Source organism: Streptomyces sp. NPDC006997, assembly GCF_040635175.1.
Lineage (GTDB): Bacteria > Actinomycetota > Actinomycetes > Streptomycetales > Streptomycetaceae > Streptomyces.
In genome coordinates, this window is record NZ_JBEYHH010000010.1 from 12,917 (window position 1) to 30,442 (window position 17,526).

The window sequence follows — 17,526 nt, forward strand, 5'->3', positions numbered from 1 at the left end:
GGCCCCGCCATCCGGCGGGGCCCGAGCGACTTACGAACCGACCTTGCGCTTGTTCCAGACGTCGAAGCCGACCGCGGCCAGCAGGGCGAGGCCCTTGATGACCTGCTGCCAGTCGGTGCCGACGCCGAGGAGGTTCATGCCGTTGTTCAGCACGCCGAGGACGAGACCGCCGATGATCGCGCCGAGGACGGTACCGACACCGCCGCTCATGGACGCGCCGCCGATGAACGCGGAGGCGATGGCCTCCAGTTCGTAGTTCAGGCCCGCCTTCGGAGACGCCGCGTTCAGGCGGGCGGCGACGACCAGTCCCGCCAGGGCCGCGAGCATACCCATGTTCAGGAAGACGTAGAAGGTGACCTTCTTGTCCTTGACCCCGGACAGCTTGGCCGCCGGGAGGTTGCCGCCGATGGCGTAGATGTGGCGGCCGAAGATGGAGTTGCGCATCACGTAGCTGTAGCCGACCACCAGCACGCCGAGGACCAGCAGGACGATCGGGGTGCCCTTGTAGCTGGCGAGCAGCATGGTGACGGTGAGGATCGCCGCGGTGATGGCGACCAGCTTGAGGAGGAACAGGTTGCGCGGCAGGACGTCGAGGGAGAACTCCTGCTGGCGCTTGCGGTCGCGGACCTCCTGGAACACCACCGCGGCGATCAGCACGATGCCGAGCAGCAGCGTCAGGTTGTGGTAGTTGGTGTCCGGGCCGACCTCCGGGAGGAAGCCGTTGCCGACCTTCTGCTCGCCCTTGGGGAACGGGCCGAGGGTCTGGCCCTCCAGGAAGATCTCGGTGAGGCCGCGGAAGACCAACATGCCCGCGAGGGTGACGATGAACGAGGGTATGCCGCCGTAGGCGATGAAGAAGCCCTGGACGGATCCCGCGACCGCGCCGATGGCCAGGCACAGCACCACGGCGATCGGCCACGGCATGTCGTTCCTGACCATGAACACGGCGGCCACGGCACCGATGAACGCCGTCAGCGATCCCACCGACAGGTCGATGTGGCCCGCGATGATGACCAGCATCATGCCGATCGCGAGGATCAGGATGTAGCTGTTCTGCAGGACCAGGTTGGAGACGTTGCGCGGCAGCAGCAGGTCGCCGTCGGTCCACACCGCGAACAGCGCCACGATCAGGCCGAGGGCGATCAACATGCCGTACTGCCGCATGTTGCGGCGCATCCCGTCCAGGACCAGGCCCAGCAGCCCACCGCCGGTGGCGCCGCCGTTCCTGCCCGGCGGCGCGGGGGCCGGGGTCTTGGCGGTCACATCGGTGCTCATCGCGTTACCTCTTTGTCCTTCGTCATCTGACGCATCAGCGTTTCCTGCGAGGCTTCCGCCCGCGTGAACTCACCGGTGAGCCGCCCGGCGGCCATGGTGTAGATGCGGTCGCACATGCCGAGCAGTTCCGGCAGCTCGGAGGAGATGAAGACGACCGCCTTGCCCTGGGCCGCCAGTTGGTCGATGACCGTGTAGATCTCGTACTTGGCGCCGACGTCGATACCGCGCGTCGGCTCGTCGAGGATCAGCACGTCCGGGCCCGCGAAGATCCACTTGCTGAGGACGACCTTCTGCTGGTTGCCACCGGACAGCTTGCCCACCGGCTCGAAGACGGTCGGTGCCTTGATGTTCATGGACGTGCGGAAGCCCTCGGCGACCTGCCGCTCCCCGTGCTCGTCGACCACGCCCCGCTTGGCGACCTTGCCCAGCGCGCTGAGCGAGATGTTGCGGTTGATGGTGTCGATGAGGTTGAGGCCGAAGTGCTTGCGGTCCTCGGTGACGTAGGCGATGCCGTGCCCGACCGCCTCGGGGACGGACCTGGTACGGATCTCCTTGCCGTCCTTGAGGACCGTGCCACCGGTGTACCGGCCGTAGGTGCGGCCGAAGACGCTCATCGCCAGTTCGGTGCGCCCGGCGCCCATCAGGCCCGCGATGCCGACGATCTCGCCGCGCCGTACGTGCAGCGAGACGTCGTCGACGACCTTGCGGTGCTGGTCGATGGGGTGGAGCACGGTCCAGTCGCGGATCTCCAGCGCCGGGGCGGCGCCCTCCTCCGGCTGGTGCGGGGTGCGCTCGGGGAAGCGGTGCTCCAGGTCGCGGCCGACCATGCCGCTGATGATCCGGTCCTCGGTGGTCTCCGCGGCCTTCACGTCGAGCGTCTCGATGGTCTGCCCGTCGCGCAGGATGGTCACCGAGTCGGCGACCTTGCGGATCTCGTTGAGCTTGTGGCTGATGATGATCGACGTCATGCCCTGGTTCCTCAGCTCCAGGATCAGGTCGAGCAGCTTGCCGCTGTCCTCGTCGTTGAGAGCCGCGGTCGGCTCGTCGAGGATGAGCAGCTTCACCTTCTTGGAGAGCGCCTTGGCGATCTCCACCAGCTGCTGCTTGCCCACGCCGATGTCGGCGACCCGGGTCTCCGGGTGGTCGTCGAGCCCGACCCTGCGCAGCAGCTCGGTGGCGTGCCGCAGGGTCTGGTTCCAGTTGATGAACCCGCGCGAGGCGTGCTCGTTGCCGAGGAAGATGTTCTCCGCGATGGAGAGGTACGGCACCAGCGCCAGTTCCTGGTGGATGATGACGATGCCGTGCTGCTCGCTGGCCCGGATGTCCCTGAACCGGCAGGTCTCTCCCTCGAAGAGGATCTCCCCTTCGTAACTGCCGTGCGGGTGGACGCCGGAGAGGACCTTCATCAGGGTCGACTTGCCGGCGCCGTTCTCCCCGCAGATGGCGTGGACCTCGCCCTGCCGGACGGTCAGCGTGACGTCCGACAGCGCCTTGACGCCGGGAAAGGTCTTGACGATCGAGCGCATTTCCAGGACGGGTCCCGCCATGGTCGTGCCTTCCAATCAGTAGGGGGTGGCGGTTACGCGTAACCAGTCACTCGGGACCGGTTACTTGAGGTCGCCCTCCTTGATGTAGCCGGAGTCGACCACGACCTCCTGGTAGTTCTCCTTGTTCACGGCGACCGGCTCCAGCAGGTACGCCGGGACGACCTTCGAGCCGTTGTCGTAGGTCTTGGTGTCGTTGACCTCGGGCTTCTTGTCGTTGAGCAGCGCGTCGACCATGTTGGAGGCGACCTTGGCCAGCTCGCGGGTGTCCTTGTAGACCGTCATGGACTGCTCGTCCGCGATGATCGACTTCACCGAGGCGACCTCGGCATCCTGGCCGGTGACGACCGGCAGCGGCTTGCTCTTGGTGCCGTAGCCGTCGGACTTCAGCGCCGACAGGATGCCGATGGAGATGCCGTCGTACGGCGAGAGGACCGCGTCGACCCGCTCGCTCTTGTAGGACTTGGTGAGGATGTCGTCCATGCGGCGCTGCGCGGTGGCGCCGTCCCAGCGCAGGGTGGTGACCTGGGTCAGCTCGGTCTGGCCGGACCGGACGACGAGCTGCTTCTTGTCGATGTAGGGCTGCAGGACGTTCATGGCGCCCTGGAAGAAGTAGCGGGTGTTGTTGTCGTCGTTGGAGCCCGCGAACAGCTCGATGTTGAACGGACCCTTCTCGCCGTCCTCCAGGCCGAGCTGCTGGACGATGTAACTGCCCTGGAGCTCGCCGACCTTCTCGTTGTCGAAGGACGCGTAGTAGTCGACGTTCTCGGTGCCGAGGATGAGGCGGTCGTAGGAGATGACCGGGATGTCGGCGTCGGCGGCCTGCTGGAGGACGTTGTTCAGCGACTTGTTGTCGATGGCCGCGACGATCAGGGCGTCCACACCCTGCGTGATCATGTTCTCGATCTGCGAGACCTGCTGGTCGGGCTCGTCCTCGCCGAAGACCAGCTTGGTCTTGTAGCCCTTGGACTCCAGGTCCTTGACCACGTTGTCGCCGTCGGCGATCCAGCGCTCGGAGGACTTGGTCGGCATCGCGATGCCGATGGTGGCGTCCTCGGAGCTGCCCTTCTTCTCCTCGCTGCCGCCCTCGCTGTCCTGGCCGCAGGCGGACAGGGTCAGGGCGAGGGAGGCGGCGGTGGCTATGGCGGCGAGTGAGACTCGGCGGTTGCGCATGGTCATCATCCTTGATGTGTGTGCGGCTGGAGGGCGGTGCGTCGGCCGTGCGCGTGGAACAGGTCCGGCCGAGAAGGTGTGTTGGATTGTGCGCAGCTGTGTCGCGTTTTGTGGAGGGAAGTTTCCGGAAAGTTATGCCGGGATGTCGAACCTGCTGAGCTGGCCCGGCAGCCGCGAACCCAGCGGCGCCATGTCGCCGTCCGCCCCGTGCCGGGCGAGCAGGTCGAGGGCGAGCCGTCCGCGCCGCACCCGCTCCCGGGCCGTGTCCAGGGTCAGGTCCCGCATGTGGGTGCCGTACGGGTAGATCCCGGGGGCCTTGGAGAGGCCGAACTTCAGGTAGAGCGGGGCGCCGCGCCGGATCAGCTCGGCGACCTCGTACATCCGGACGTAGCCGCCCAGGTCGTCCGGCGCCTCGATGTACATGTCCATCGGGGCGGCGGAGACCCGGCGTATCTCGGTCAGGTGGTCCAGGGTCAGGTCGCTGGGCACGTTGACCGAGTCGGCGCCGAGCAGCTCGTACACCTGGTACGCGGCCGGGTTGACCGGCCCGATCAGCGCCGACACCTTCAGCGTGGTGTCGGCCGGGATGATCCCGGCGGCGCGCGCCCGGTGCAGCGTCCACAGCACGCCCTCGTCGGCCACCAGCAGGCACTTCACCCCCAGCTCGGTGGCGCGTACGGCGTCCTCGACGCATCCGGCGACCGCGTCGTGGCCCCGGGCCCGCAGGCCCGCGCCGCGCGAGTCGGTGCGGGTGGAGCCGCCGATGTCCCAGGTGCCGCGCGGCCCGGTGAACAGGCACAGCTCGATGTCCCGGGCAGCGGTCGCCTCGACCATCTCGGTGATCTCGGCGTCGGTGAGCATCCACACGCCGCTGCCCTGGCTGATCCGGTGGATCGGCACGTCGAGGCGCGAGGACTCCTTCAGGACCACCGCGAGCGCCTCGGGACCCTCGCACGAGGGGATCTCGGTGCGCCAGCGGCCACCGCCGGGGAAGGAGTGCGGCGAGGCGTCGGCGGGGTCGAGGGCCGGGGCGCCCAGGCCGAGGGTGGTGAGCGCCGGCTCACCGGGCCTGCGGGCCGCCGGGGCGGATGCGTCGGTCACAAGTTGTCCTTCGTGTTCGATATTGCGGACGAAGTTCGCGGCACGAGGTGCGCGAAGGCTCGTAAGGGCCTGGGGTGGACCTGGAGGTACGCCGGCGCGGGAGCCGACAGGTTGCCCCCGCACCGGCGTACGGCTAGGGGCGCAGCAGCACCTTGCCGACCTTCGGGTCACCGGAGCCCACCAGCTCGATGGCCGCGGAGAACTCCGTGAGCGGCAGCTCGTGCGTGACCAGCGGCTCCGGGTCGAGCAGTCCGGCGCCGAAGACCCGCACGGCGTGCGCCCAGGCGTCCGGCGCCGCCCCGAAGACGGTGTGCACCTCCAGCTGCCGTACGACGAGGTCGGTCGGGTCGAGCCCGTCCGCGCCCGGCGCCGGGATCCCGGTCAGCACCAGCCGCCCCCCGCGCCGCAGCAGGGCGGCGGCGGTCCGGGCGGCGTCGGCGGACCCGGCGGTCTCGATCACCACGTCCAGGTCGCCCGGCAGCTCCTGGTCCTTCGTGCGGAAGTCCGTCGCCCCGAACCGCCGCGACAGCGCCTCCCGGTCCGGACGGGTGCCGACGACCAGCAGCTCGGCCGGGGAGGCGGCGCGCAGGAACTGCACGGCGAACATGCCGAGCGTCCCGGTGCCGACCACGCCCACCCGCTGTCCCGGCACGGCACCGGCCTTCAGCGCCGCCGCCGCGATGCACGCCGCGGGCTCCAGCAGGGCCGCCGCCGTCAGGTCGGCGCCGTCGGGCAGCACGTGCAGCAGCCGCGCGGGGAGGGTGAGGGTGCCGGCCATCGCGCCCGGCTGGGTGAACCCGGTCTCCTCGTAGCCGTCGGTGCACAGCGTCGTCTCACCGGCGTGGCAGCGGTCGCACACCTGGCAGTTGCGGAACCCCTCCCCGACGACCTTGCGGCCGACGAGGCTCCCCGGCACCCCGGCGCCCACCGCCTCCACCGTCCCGGACCACTCGTGGCCCGGCGTCAGCGGGTAGCGGACGTACCCCTCGGGCCGGTTGCCCTGGTACACCTCGCGGTCGCTGCCGCAGATCCCCACGGCATGCACCCGCACCAGCGCCTCCCCGGCCTCCGGCGGCCGGGGGGTGTGCGCGACGACCCGGTGCGCGCCGGGCGCCTCGACGACGACGGCGGCCCCGCTCACGCGCCGGTCCCCTTGGGCTTGCGCTGCTCCCAGCCCTCGGCCCACAGGTCGAAGCGGGCCTGCTGCTGCGGGAACTCGGCGGCGGCGTCGGTGTCCAGCTCGACACCGAGGCCGGGCGCGTCGGACAGGTGGAAGCAGCCGTCCTCGGGGTCCACCCGCGGCGCGCCCTTGACGACCTTCTTGATCTCCGCGTCCGCGAAGTCGTTGAAGTGCTCCAGGATCTTGAAGTTCGGGGAGGTGAACCCGACCTGGAGGGAGGCGGCGGTGAGCACCGGGCCGCCCACGTTGTGCGGGGCGACCAGCATGTAGTGGGTCTCGGCGGTGGCGGCGAGCTTCCGGGTCTCCCAGATGCCGCCGATGTGGCCGACGTCGGGCTGGATGATGTCCACGGCCTGGCTCTCGAACAGCTCGCGGAACTCGATCCGGTCGTGGACGCGCTCACCGGTGGCGACCGGCATGTCCACCTTCGCGGCGACCTTCTCCAGCGCCTTGAGGTTCTCCGGCGGCACCGGCTCCTCCAGCCACGCGGGCTTGAACGGCGCCAGCTCGTGGGCGAGGCGCACGGCGGTCGCGGGGGAGAACCGGCCGTGCATCTCCAGCATCAGCTCGGCCTCGGGCCCGATGGCGTCCCGCACGGCCTCGATCAGGGAGACGGCGTACAGGGTCTGCTGGTGGTCCAGCTCGAAGTGCCCGGTGCCGAAGGGGTCGATCTTCAGCGCCCGGTACCCGCGCTCCATGACGCCCTGCGCGGCCTTGTGGTACGCCTCGGGGGTGCGCTCGGTGGTGTACCAGCCGTTGGCGTACGCCTTGACCTTGTCGGTCACCCTGCCGCCGAGCAGCTGCCACACCGGTACGCCGAGGGCCTTGCCCTTGATGTCCCAGCAGGCCATCTCGATGACGGCGATGCCGGACATCACGATCTCCCCGGCGCGCCCGTAGTCGCCGTACTTCATCCGGCGGACGAGGTCTTCCACGGCGAACGGGTCGGAGCCGAGAATGTGGTTGGTCTCGGCCTCCTTCAGGTAGCCGAGGAGGGCGTCGGTGTGCCCGAGCATCCGGGTCTCGCCGACTCCGGAGACGCCCTCGTCGGTGTGCACTTGGACGTACGTCAGGTTGCGCCACGGCGTCCCGACGACGTGTGTGCTGATTCCGGTGATGCGCACGGTTTGCTGCCCCTCGTGAACGTCGGCTCTGGCTGGCTCTGTTCGAAATATCGTCACACGTTCGAAATGCTGGCGTGACAGTAAGGAGGGGTTGGCGGACGTGTCAATGGGTCGAACGCGTAACGGTTTCGACACTTTCGAAAGTGGTTTCGAAACTCGCTTTCGGGGTGAAGGTGTCGGATGCCCGGCCTGTCCTCAACTCCCGCGCCGGAACGAAGAGTTCCGCACAGAATCTTCACCGTGGCGACTAGGAAAGCTACCGGCCCGGAACTTAGCCTTCCCGCGTCATGGACTACTGCCACCCGTGCCGACGGCACCTGAACGGCGCCCTCGCCTGCCCGGGGTGCGGCGCCCCGGCCGAGCAGCTCCCGCCCGAGGTGGCGGAGTACGACGACGAGCCGGACGCCCCCGGCGAGGACGAACGGGTCGGAGCGGCCGAGGTCGCGCCTCCCGGCGGGCGTCAGAGCCGCCGCGACCGCAAAGCCGCCGCCCACCGCCGACGGCGACGCCGTGCCCTGCTGATCGGCACCGGCTTCGTGCTGGCCGCCGCCGCACTGAGCCTGGCGGAGCTGGGCCTGGACGCCCCGGGCGCCGCCCCGCGCCCGGCCTCGGCCGGTGGCCCCTCGCCGGACGGCGGCACGTCGGCGGAGGCCGCGGCCGACCAGGAGGCCCCCGCGACCGGCACCACGAACGCCGACGCCGCGTCACCCTCCGGCTCCGGCACCGGTTCGGCCTCCCCGGACGCGTCGGCGTCGGAGTCCGCGTCCGCGTCGCCCGAGGACGAGGAGAGCGACGGGGAGTCGGCCGACGAGTCCCCCACCCGGGACGCCCAGACGGCCACCGCCGGACCGGGCCCCACGGCCCCCGCCCCCACCAGCACCCGCCCGGCCCCGGACGACCCCGCCCCGACCACCGACCCCCCGGCCGACGACCCGGAGCCCGAGCCGACCAGGACGTGCGACCGGTTCCTGTGGTGGTGCACGTGACCGGGGGAGGCCGGGCGGCCGTCGGAGCCCTCAGGCCCTTCAGAGCTTGACGATCATCTTCCCGGTGTTGTCGCCGCGCAGCACCCCGAGGAACGCCTCCAGGGTGTTCTCGATGCCCTCGACGACCGTCTCCCGGTACTTCAGCGCCCCGGAGGCCACCCAGGGGCCCACCTCGGAGACGAACTGCGGCTGGAGGTCGTAGTGGTCGCCGACGAGGAAGCCCTCGATGCGGCCCCGGGTCTGGATCAGCCGGGCGAGGTTGCGCGGGCCGGGCGCGGGCTCGGTGTCGTTGTAGACGGAGATCATCCCGCACACCGCGATCCGGCCACCCCGGTTCAGGGAGCCGATGGCGGCCTCCAGGTGGTCGCCGCCGACGTTGTCGAAGTAGACGTCGATCCCGTCCGGCGCGGCGGCGCGCAGCTGCTTGCTGACGGCGCCGTCCTTGTAGTTGAACGCGGCGTCGAACCCGTACTCCTCGACCAGTAGCTTCACCTTCTCGGCCGAGCCCGCCGACCCGATGACCCGGGAGGCGCCCTTCAGCTTGGCGAGCTGCCCGACCTGGCTGCCGACCGCGCCCGCCGCGCCGGAGACGAACACCGTGTCGCCCTCCTTGAAGGAGGCGGTGCGCAGCAGCCCGGCGTACGCGGTCAGGCCGGTCATGCCGAGCACGCCGAGGTACGTCGACAGCGGCGCGGCCTCCGGGTCGACCTTGACGGCGTGCTCCGCCTCCACGGTGGCGTACTCGCGCCAGCCGCCGAAGTGCAGGACGTGGTCGCCGGGCGCGATCCCGTCGGCCTGGGAGGCGACGACCTCGCCCACGGCGCCGCCCTGCATGGCCTTGCCCAGCTCGTAAGGGGCGACGTAGGACTTGGCGGCGCTCATCCGGCCGCGCATGTACGGGTCGACGGAGAGGTACGCGTTGCGCACCAGGACCTCGCCGGGCCCCGGCTGCCGGATCTCCGCCTCGGCCAGGGTGAAGTCCTCGGGCTTCGGCCAGCCGACGGGGCGGCTGAGCAGCCGCCACTCGCGGCTGACGGCGGGGAGTGTGGGGGTGTCGGACATGAGACGCGCCTCTCCGGATGGCTTGCGGTGCATTTGTTTCAGTACCTGAAACAAAGATGCGCCTGAACATTTCAGCATGTCAAGTAAGCAGGTACCCTGAAGAGCATGGCCCCACCCCCCGCCCGAAGCCGCCCCGACGCGCTCACCCTGGAGGTCGTCGACCTCATCGGCTCGGTCGTGGCCCGCTACCACGACGAGTACGAGGAGGCCGCCGCCGCGCACGCGCTCACCGGCGCCCAGGCGAAACTCCTCAGCCTCCTCAGCCTCGAACCGCTGCCCATGCGCAAGCTCGCCAACAGGCTCAGGTGCGAGCCGTCCAACGTCACCGGCATAGTCGACCGCCTGGAGTCCCGCGGCCTCGTCGAACGCCGCCCCGACCCCGGCGACCGGCGCGTCAAACTGGCCGCGGCCACCCCCGAGGGCCGCCGGGTCGCCGGGGAACTGCGCGAGTCCCTGGACTTCGCCCGCGAACCCCTGGCCGCCCTGACGGACGAACAGCGTCTCGCGCTACGCGACCTGCTCCAGCGCATGATCGACGCCTAGACCACCCGCGCGGCCCCTGACAGCGGCTCGGTAGAGTCGCGTCATGCGTGATCTCGGGGCGGGCTTCCACTATCTCCTCAAAGGCCAGCGATGGGTGGCCCGGCACGGCAGGAGCTACGGCTTCGGGCTGCTGCCCGGACTGATCACCCTGGTGCTCTACGCGGCGGCGCTGACCGCCCTGGCGCTGTGGGGTGCGGACCTCGTCGCCTGGGCGACCCCGTTCGCCGACGACTGGTCCAGCCCCTGGGCCGGACTCTTCCGCGGCCTCCTCACCGCCGTGCTGTTCGCCCTCGCCCTGCTGCTCTCCGTCCTCACCTTCACCGCCGTCACCCTGCTGGTCGGGCAGCCGTTCTACGAGAGCCTCTCCGAGCGGGTCGACCGGGACGTCTCCCCGGACGGCACCGCGCCCGAGTCCGGACTGCCGCTCGCCCGGGAACTGTGGATCTCCGCCCGGGACAGCCTGCGCGTCCTCGCCCGCGCCGCCCTCTGGGGCGTGCTGCTGTTCACCCTCGGCTTCCTGCCCGTCGTCGGCCAGACCGCCGTCCCCGCCGTCGGCTTCCTCGTCACCGGCTTCTTCCTCGCCGAGGAGCTGACCGCCGTCGCCCTCCAGCGGCGCGGCGTCGAACTCCGCGAGCGCCTCGCCCTGCTGCGCGCCCGCAAGCCGCTCGCCTGGGGCTTCGGTACGCCCCTCGGGCTGGCCTTCCTGGTCCCGCTGGTCGCCGTCTTCCTGATGCCCGGCGCGGTCGCGGGCGCCACCCTCATGGCCCGCGACCTGATGGGCGAGGAGACCGAGGAGGGCGACACCGGCGAGCCGGACGGGAAGGACGCCGCCGTTTGTGAAGGGTTGGTACGGGATCCCTCCCGCAACGACTGATCCCCGCCCGTGGGTTCGGCGCGCCCGTTACCGTCGACACAGCCCTGGTCCGGTGACCTGACCGCCGGACCAGGGCTGACGGGTGTCAGTCGCGCACCCGGAACCCGTACACCGTCCGGGACCGGTACACCTCACCCGGACGCAGCACCGTGCTCGGGAACTCCGGGCGGTTGGGGGAGTCGGGGAAGTGCTGGGTCTCCAGGGCGACACCGCACCCGGGGGCGAACGGGCCGGTCACCTGGTCGGCGGTGTAGAGCTGGAGCCCCGGCTCGGTGGTCGCCACCGTCAGCGCCCGGCCGGACGCCGGGTCGTACAGCTCGGCGATCTCCTCCGCGGCCTCCGTGACGCCCTTGTCGAGCACGTAGTTGTGGTCGTACCCCGACCCCGCCTTCCGCGCCGCACGGAAGTCGAAGCGGGTGCCCGCCACCTCCGCCACCCCGGTCGGGATCAGGTCGGCGTCCACCGGCGTGTACCGGGAGGCGTCGATCCGCAGCTCATGACCGGTGGTGCTCTCCGGGCCGCCGTCCACCCCGCCCAGGTTCCAGTACGAGTGGTTCGTCAGGGCGAGGACCGTCGGCGCGTCCGTGACCGCCTCGTAGTCGATCCGCAGCGCGCCGGACTCCTCCAGCGCGTACACCGCGGACACCTCCACCCGCCCCGGGAAGCCCTCCTCGCCGTCCGGGCTGACCCGCGACAGCCGCACCGCGTACGGCCCGTCCGGTATGACGTCCCACACCCGCTGGTCGAAACCGCGCCCACCGCCGTGCAGACAACTCGGCCCCTCGTTGCGGGTCACCTCGTACGTCCGCCCGTCCAGCGGGAAGCTGCCGCCCCCGATCCGGTTGGCGTACCGCCCGACCAGCGCGCCGAAGTACGGCCCCGGGTGCTCCTCGTAGCCCGCCAGGTCAGCGAACCCCAGCACCACGTTCCCGGCGCGCCCGGTGCGGTCCGGCACCTCCACCGACTGCACGATCCCGCCGTACGACAGGACCCGGACCCGTACGCCCGCGCGCTCCAGGGTCCAACTACGCACCTCGGTGCCGTCGGAAAGTGTGCCGAAATGTGTGCCGGAGAGTCCACTCATGAGCGAAACCCTAGGTCACGGTGGCTAGGACGGCGACTGTCGGGCCGTGACGGTGCGGTACGCGATCTCCGCGAGCCGCGCCTGGCCGTCCTTGCTGGGGTGGAACCAGTCCCAGTGGCTCAACTGGTCCGTACCGAACCGGAAGTCGTACACCGCGCCCCCGTCGGAGCGGCAGTGCCGGTCCGCGGCGCACACCTCCTCCAGCACCGTGTTGTAGTCCTCCACGCGCCTCAGCACCGTCTCCCGGCGCAGGGTGGCCGCCGAGTCCAGGGCGTCCGCGTCGTCCAGCATCGAGGGGCAGATGCCCAGCTTCCACACCTGCCGGCCCAGCGGGTTGCCGCGGCCCTCCGACCACAGCCGCATCAGGTTCGGCACGCTCGCCACGTACACCTGCGCCTTCGGCGCGGACCGGCGCAGCGTGCGCAGGGCGTCCTCGAAGTCGGCACGGAACTCCGCCACCGGCGTCATCCGCGACGTCGTCGCCCGGCACGCGTCGTTCGCGCCCGTCATCACCGTCACCAACTCCGGGCGCCGCGCCGCCGCGCGGGCCATCTGGCCGGGCAGGTCCGCCATCCGGGCCCCGGACACCGCGTAGTTCCAGCTCCGCTCGGCCGCCCCCGACCGCCCCAGCAGCCGCACCGCCAGGCTGTTCACCTCCGCGCTGTCCCCGGTCGCCCAGGACACCTCGGGACAGTCCGACAGCACCCCGCAGGCGTCGAAACCCCGGGTGATGGAGTCACCGACCGCCACGAGCGACTCCGGGCTGCGGTCCCACTCCGGCGTCGGCTTCGGCGACGGCCGGGCGCTGCTCGCCGTGGGGTCCGCCGCGTCGCCGCCGACCGCGTCACACCCCGTCAGCGCCAGCGCGCCCGCGACCAGCGCCGCGAGCACACCTCCCGCGCGGTGACCGCCACTCCGCATCTCCAGAAGATCCCCTCGCTCGACGCGCCGCCGCCTCACTCGCCCCCACCCATACCAACGCGCGGGAGTTCCCGACCGCGCGCGTGCCCCCGCGACACCCCCGCACAAGCGTCCTGCCGGGTGAAAGGGCGGCGTCGGGCGCACCGGGACCGACGGTACGTCACACTCCGCGCGCCCCCGCACGGTAGCCTCGCCATCAGTGCGGCCCCGCCGCCACCACCGCCCACCCGCCCGCTCACGTCCCGCTCTGCTCGGAGGTCCCGGTGACGACACGTGGAGTTCTGTACGTGCACTCCGCTCCGCGCGCGCTGTGCCCGCACGTCGAGTGGGCCGTCGCCGGGGTGCTGGGCACGCGCGTCAACCTCGACTGGATCCGGCAGCCCGCCGCGCCCGGCACCTGGCGCTCGGAGTTCTCCTGGCAGGGCCAGCCGGGCACCGCCTCCAAGCTCGCCTCCGCGCTGCGCGGCTGGCACCTGCTGCGCTTCGAGGTCACCGCCGAGCCCTGCCCCACCGCCGAGGGCGAGCGCTACAGCTGCACCCCCGACCTGGGCATCTTCCACGCCGTCACCGGCATCCACGGCGACATCCTCATCCCCGAGGACCGCCTCCGCGCCGCCCTGCTCCGCGCCCAACGCGGCGAGACCGTCCTGGAGGCCGAGATCGCCAAGCTCCTGGGCAAGCCCTGGGACGACGAACTGGAACCCTTCCGCTACGCGGGAGAGGGCGCCCCGGTGAGATGGCTCCACCAGGTGGTGTGAGGCTTTCGGGGGGCGTGGGGGAGTGCCCCGCTTTTTCGAGGGGCGGTAGGGAAGTGCCCTGCTTCTAGGGGCGCGGGGCACTGCGCGACCAGCCACACACCACCCGCACCCGGCACACCACACCCACCCCAACGGCGATGGCCCGGACCCCCGAAGGGGCCCGGGCCATCAACAGCTGACGAGACGCCAGTCTCACACCGACCGGAACGCCAGCACCACGTTGTGCCCACCGAACCCGAACGAGTCGTTCAGGGCCGCGATCCGGCCCTCCACGGGCAGCTTCCGAGCCTCGCCCCGCACCACGTCCGCGTTGGCCTCCGCCTCCGGGTCGAGGTTCTCGACGTTGATGGTCGGCGGCGCCACCCGGTGGTACAGCGCGAGTACGGTCGCGACGGTCTCGACCCCGCCCGCGCCGCCCAGCAGATGCCCCGTCATCGACTTCGTCGCGGACACCGCGATGTGGTCGGCGTCGTCGCCGAACACCTTCCGCAGCGCCTTCAGCTCGGCGATGTCACCGGCGGGCGTCGACGTCGCGTGCGCGTTCACGTGCACGATCTCCGACGGCAGCAGGTCGGTGCGGTCCAGCAGGTTGTGCAGGGCGTGGGCGATGCCCCGCCCCTCCGGCTCCGGCTGCACGATGTCGTGGCCGTCGGCGGAGATGCCCTGGCCGACCGCCTCCGCGTAGACGCGGGCGCCGCGCTTGGCGGCGTGCTCGGCGGACTCCAGGACGACGACGCCCGCGCCCTCACCGAGGACGAAGCCGTCCCGCGCGGTGTCGTAGGGGCGCGACGCGCCCTGCGGGTCGTCGTTGTTCTTGGACATCGCCATCATGTTGCCGAACGCGGCGATGGGCAGCGGGTGGATCGCCGCCTCCGTGCCACCGGCGACGACGACGTCGGCGCGCCCGGTGCGGATCATCTCGACGGCGTAGCCGATGGCCTCGGCGCCGGAGGCGCAGGCGGAGACCGGGGTGTGCACGCCCGCGCGGGCGCCCACGGCCAGGCCCACGTTGGCGGACGGGCCGTTCGGCATCAGCATGGGGACGGTGTGCGGGGAGACGCGGCGTACGCCCTTCTCCTTCAGCACGTCGTACTGGTCGAGCAGGGTGGTCACACCGCCGATGCCGGAGGCGATGACCGTGCCGAGGCGGTCCGGGTCGACCTCGGACGACCCCTCACCGGCCTTGGCGGTGAAACCGGCGTCGGCCCACGCCTCCTGCGCCGCGATCAGCGCGAACTGCGCCGAGCGGTCGAGTCGGCGGGCCTGCGGCCGGGGCAGGACCTCGGAGGGCTCGACGGCGATCAAGGCCGCGATGCGGACGGCCTGGTCGGCCGCCCACTCCTGCTCCAGGGGCTTGACGCCGGAACGTCCGGCCACCAGCCCCTCCCAGGTCGAGGCTGCGTCGCCACCCAGCGGTGTGGTTGCGCCGATACCGGTGACGACCACGGTGCGATTGGTCGGGCTCACGGGAATTCTTTCTCCAACGGTTACGAGGAGGACAACCCCCGCGCGAGGCGGGGATGACGGCGCCACCGCCGGGTGGCGGGGCAGTCAGCCCAGGATCTGATCAGCCCTGGTGCTTGAGGATGTATTCGGTCGCGTCGCCGACGGTCTTGAGGTTCTTGACGTCGTCGTCCGGGATCTTGACGTCGAAACGCTCTTCGGCGGCGACGACGACCTCGACCATGGACAGCGAGTCGACGTCCAGGTCGTCGGTGAAGGACTTGTCCAGCTGGACGTCCTCAACCGGGATGCCGGCGATCTCGTTCACGATCTCCGCGAGACCGGCGACGATCTCTTCCTGAGTGGCGGCCATGTTGGCGCTCCTTCGTTGTTTTCCGTAGAGGGATGCTGTGGTTCGCTCCCGTACCGGACGGATCATCCGGCACGGAGTGCCTAGGGGAGGGTAACGACCGACGCGGCGTAGACGAGACCCGCCCCGAAGCCGATGACGAGCGCGGTGTCGCCGCTCTTCGCCTCGCCGGTCGCCAGGAGCCGCTCCATCGCGAGCGGGATCGAGGCGGCCGAGGTGTTGCCGGTGGTGCGTACGTCCCGGGCGACCGTGACGGTCTCCGGGAGCTTCAGGGTCTTCACCATCGAGTCGATGATCCGCTCGTTGGCCTGGTGCGGGATGAAGACGTCCAGTTCGTCCGCGCTGATCCCGGCCGCGTCCAGCGCCTGCTGGGCGACCTTCGCCATCTCGAACACGGCCCAGCGGAACACCGCCTGGCCTTCCTGGGTGATCGCCGGGAACTTCTCGACCTCGCCGTCCCGGTAGTCCGACCACGGCACGGTCTGCTTGATGGTCTCCGCCTTGTCGCCCTCCGAGCCCCACACCGTGGGACCGATCGCGGGCTCCTTCGACGGGCCGACGACGACCGCGCCGGCGCCGTCACCGAACAGGAAGGCCGTCGCGCGGTCCTCCAGGTCGGTCAGGTCGCTCAGCCGCTCCACGCCGATGACCAGCACGTACTCGGCGGAACCCTCGACGATCATGCCCTTGGCGAGGGTCAGGCCGTAGCCGAAGCCCGCGCAGCCCGCGGAGATGTCGAAGGCGGCGGCCTTCGCTGTGCCGAGCTTGTCGGCGATCTCGGTGGCGATGGCCGGGGTCTGCTTGAAGTGGCTGACCGTGGACACGACCACCGCGCCGATCTGCGCGGCGTCGATCCCGGCGTCCGCGATGGCCTTGCCGGAGGCCTCCACCGACATCGCGGCGACGGTCTCCTCGGCGCCCGCCCAGTGCCGGGTCTCGATGCCGGAGCGCGAACGGATCCACTCGTCGGACGAGTCGATGGTCTCCAGGATCACCTCGTTCGGCACGACGCGGGTGGGCCGGTAGCCGCCCACACCGAGGATGCGCGCGTACGGGGCGCCCTTGCTGGGCTTGATTCTGGCCATGTTCCGGTCGGCTCCTTTGGGCGTCTTCAGACGTGCTCGGCGACGAGCTGGCGGGCCGCGTCGAGGTCGTCGGGGGTCTTCAGGGCGAGCGTCGCCACACCGGGCAGCGCGCGCTTGGCGAGACCGGTGAGGGTACCGCCCGGGCACACCTCGACGAGCGCGGTGACGCCCAGCTCCTTGAACGTCTCCATGCACAGGTCCCAGCGGACCGGGTTGGCGACCTGCCCGACCAGCCGCTGGAGGACCTCGGCGCCGGTGGCGACCGCCGCGCCGTCCTTGTTGGACACGTAGGTGACCTTCGGGTCGGCGGGCGTCAGCGCCTCGGCGGCCGCCTCCAGCTTCTCCACGGCGGGGGCCATGTGGGGGGTGTGGAAGGCGCCCGCGACCTTCAGCGGCATCACCTTGCGCACCCCCTCCGGCTTGTCCTCGGCCAGCGCGGCGAGCTGCTCCAGCGTGCCCGCGGCGACGATCTGACCGGCGCCGTTCATGTTCGCCGGGGTCAGCCCCAGCTTCTCCAGGTGCGCCACGCTGACCTCGGGGTCGCCGCCGAGCAGCGCCGACATCCCGGTCTCGGTGACCGCGGCGGCCTCGGCCATCGCCAGACCGCGCCTGCGTACGAGGGTCAGGGCGGCGGTGTCGTCGAGGACCCCGGCGAGCACGGCGGCGGTGATCTCGCCCACGCTGTGCCCGGCGACGGCGTCCGGCGTGGACGCGCTGTCACCGAGTGCCATGGCGGAGAGCAGCCCGGCGGCGACCAGCAGCGGCTGCGCCACGGCGGTGTCACGGATCGCGTCGGCGTCGGCCTGGGTGCCGTAGTGGGCGAGGTCCAGGCCGACGGCGTCGGACCAGGCGGCCACACGGTCGGCGGCGCCGGGCAGTTCGAGCCAGGGGGTCAGGAAGCCGGGCGTCTGGGCGCCCTGGCCGGGAGCGACGAGTACGAGCACTCTCACACTCTCTCTTGTGGACGGCCCAAGCCGCCCGTGGGGACAAGGACGAAGAACGG

17 protein-coding genes are annotated in these 17,526 nt (G+C 71.0%); 4 read left to right on the top strand and 13 right to left on the bottom strand.

Annotated features, from left to right (window positions below):
* Positions 1-30: 30 nt before the first annotated feature.
* The 6 genes from mmsB to ABZ659_RS12095 all read right to left on the bottom strand — a co-directional run bounded on the left by mmsB (position 31) and on the right by ABZ659_RS12095 (position 7,397).
* Positions 31-1,275: a multiple monosaccharide ABC transporter permease gene (gene mmsB, locus ABZ659_RS12070; protein WP_360216947.1), complete on the bottom strand. Its 1,245-nt coding sequence runs from the start codon at positions 1,273-1,275 to the stop codon at positions 31-33.
* Positions 1,272-2,822 (bottom strand): multiple monosaccharide ABC transporter ATP-binding protein, encoded by a 1,551-nt coding sequence (gene mmsA, locus ABZ659_RS12075; RefSeq protein WP_360216950.1) that lies wholly within the window; start codon positions 2,820-2,822, stop codon positions 1,272-1,274. Before mmsA ends, mmsB begins: the two co-directional genes overlap by 4 nt.
* A gap of 60 nt (positions 2,823-2,882) precedes the next feature.
* Positions 2,883-3,992 carry a multiple monosaccharide ABC transporter substrate-binding protein gene (gene chvE, locus ABZ659_RS12080; protein ID WP_360216953.1) on the bottom strand — a complete coding sequence of 370 codons (1,110 nt, stop codon included), beginning with the start codon at positions 3,990-3,992 and terminating at the stop codon, positions 2,883-2,885.
* Between the two features lie 132 nt (positions 3,993-4,124).
* On the bottom strand, positions 4,125-5,093 hold the full coding sequence (locus ABZ659_RS12085) for a hypothetical protein (protein WP_360216956.1): 969 nt from the start codon (positions 5,091-5,093) through the stop codon (positions 4,125-4,127).
* 133 nt (positions 5,094-5,226) lie between these two features.
* Positions 5,227-6,234, bottom strand: coding sequence for an alcohol dehydrogenase catalytic domain-containing protein (locus tag ABZ659_RS12090; protein ID WP_360216959.1), 1,008 nt, complete (start codon positions 6,232-6,234; stop codon positions 5,227-5,229).
* On the bottom strand, positions 6,231-7,397 hold the full coding sequence (locus tag ABZ659_RS12095; RefSeq protein ID WP_360216962.1) for a mandelate racemase/muconate lactonizing enzyme family protein: 1,167 nt from the start codon (positions 7,395-7,397) through the stop codon (positions 6,231-6,233). Before ABZ659_RS12095 ends, ABZ659_RS12090 begins: the two co-directional genes overlap by 4 nt.
* A 287-nt stretch (positions 7,398-7,684) precedes the next feature.
* On the opposite strand from ABZ659_RS12095, the gene ABZ659_RS12100 reads away from it, so the two are divergent.
* Positions 7,685-8,383, top strand: a complete 699-nt coding sequence (locus tag ABZ659_RS12100; protein ID WP_360216964.1) for a hypothetical protein — start codon at positions 7,685-7,687, stop codon at positions 8,381-8,383.
* A 39-nt stretch (positions 8,384-8,422) separates the two neighbouring features.
* On the opposite strand, the gene ABZ659_RS12105 is transcribed toward ABZ659_RS12100, so the two are convergent.
* Positions 8,423-9,445, bottom strand: coding sequence for an NADP-dependent oxidoreductase (locus tag ABZ659_RS12105; RefSeq protein WP_360216967.1), 1,023 nt, complete (start codon positions 9,443-9,445; stop codon positions 8,423-8,425).
* A 105-nt stretch (positions 9,446-9,550) separates the two neighbouring features.
* On the opposite strand from ABZ659_RS12105, the gene ABZ659_RS12110 reads away from it, so the two are divergent.
* Together ABZ659_RS12110 and ABZ659_RS12115 are read left to right on the top strand one after the other, a co-directional pair.
* A complete protein-coding gene (locus ABZ659_RS12110; protein ID WP_360216970.1) occupies positions 9,551-9,988 on the top strand; it encodes a MarR family transcriptional regulator in 438 nt (145 codons plus the stop codon).
* A gap of 43 nt (positions 9,989-10,031) precedes the next feature.
* Positions 10,032-10,862, top strand: a complete 831-nt coding sequence (locus ABZ659_RS12115; RefSeq protein ID WP_360216973.1) for an EI24 domain-containing protein — start codon at positions 10,032-10,034, stop codon at positions 10,860-10,862.
* Between the two features lie 85 nt (positions 10,863-10,947).
* Here the strand turns inward: ABZ659_RS12115 and ABZ659_RS12120 are convergent, their stop codons facing one another.
* Both ABZ659_RS12120 and ABZ659_RS12125 read right to left on the bottom strand, forming a co-directional pair.
* Positions 10,948-11,946: an aldose epimerase family protein gene (locus ABZ659_RS12120; protein WP_360216976.1), complete on the bottom strand. Its 999-nt coding sequence runs from the start codon at positions 11,944-11,946 to the stop codon at positions 10,948-10,950.
* Positions 11,947-11,970: 24 nt separating this feature from the next.
* On the bottom strand, positions 11,971-12,867 hold the full coding sequence (locus ABZ659_RS12125) for an SGNH/GDSL hydrolase family protein (protein WP_360216979.1): 897 nt from the start codon (positions 12,865-12,867) through the stop codon (positions 11,971-11,973).
* A 263-nt stretch (positions 12,868-13,130) separates the two neighbouring features.
* Here ABZ659_RS12125 and ABZ659_RS12130 point away from each other — a divergent pair, with 263 nt between their 5' ends.
* Complete coding sequence (locus tag ABZ659_RS12130) at positions 13,131-13,625, top strand: DUF3145 domain-containing protein (protein ID WP_360216982.1); 495 nt, start codon at positions 13,131-13,133, stop codon at positions 13,623-13,625.
* A 192-nt stretch (positions 13,626-13,817) separates the two neighbouring features.
* Here ABZ659_RS12130 and fabF read toward each other — a convergent pair whose 3' ends face one another.
* The 4 genes from fabF to ABZ659_RS12150 form a co-directional block, all read right to left on the bottom strand.
* The gene (fabF, locus tag ABZ659_RS12135; RefSeq protein ID WP_360216986.1) at positions 13,818-15,092 is read right to left on the bottom strand and encodes a beta-ketoacyl-ACP synthase II; all 1,275 of its coding nucleotides are present in this window, start codon (positions 15,090-15,092) and stop codon (positions 13,818-13,820) included.
* Between the two features lie 100 nt (positions 15,093-15,192).
* Complete coding sequence (locus ABZ659_RS12140) at positions 15,193-15,441, bottom strand: acyl carrier protein (protein ID WP_190188172.1); 249 nt, start codon at positions 15,439-15,441, stop codon at positions 15,193-15,195.
* Positions 15,442-15,521: 80 nt separating this feature from the next.
* Positions 15,522-16,523 carry a ketoacyl-ACP synthase III gene (locus ABZ659_RS12145; RefSeq protein ID WP_360216989.1) on the bottom strand — a complete coding sequence of 334 codons (1,002 nt, stop codon included), beginning with the start codon at positions 16,521-16,523 and terminating at the stop codon, positions 15,522-15,524.
* 26 nt (positions 16,524-16,549) lie between these two features.
* Entirely contained in the window at positions 16,550-17,467 is a 918-nt protein-coding gene (locus ABZ659_RS12150; RefSeq protein ID WP_360216992.1) for an ACP S-malonyltransferase, read from the bottom strand.
* Positions 17,468-17,526 lie beyond the last annotated feature (59 nt).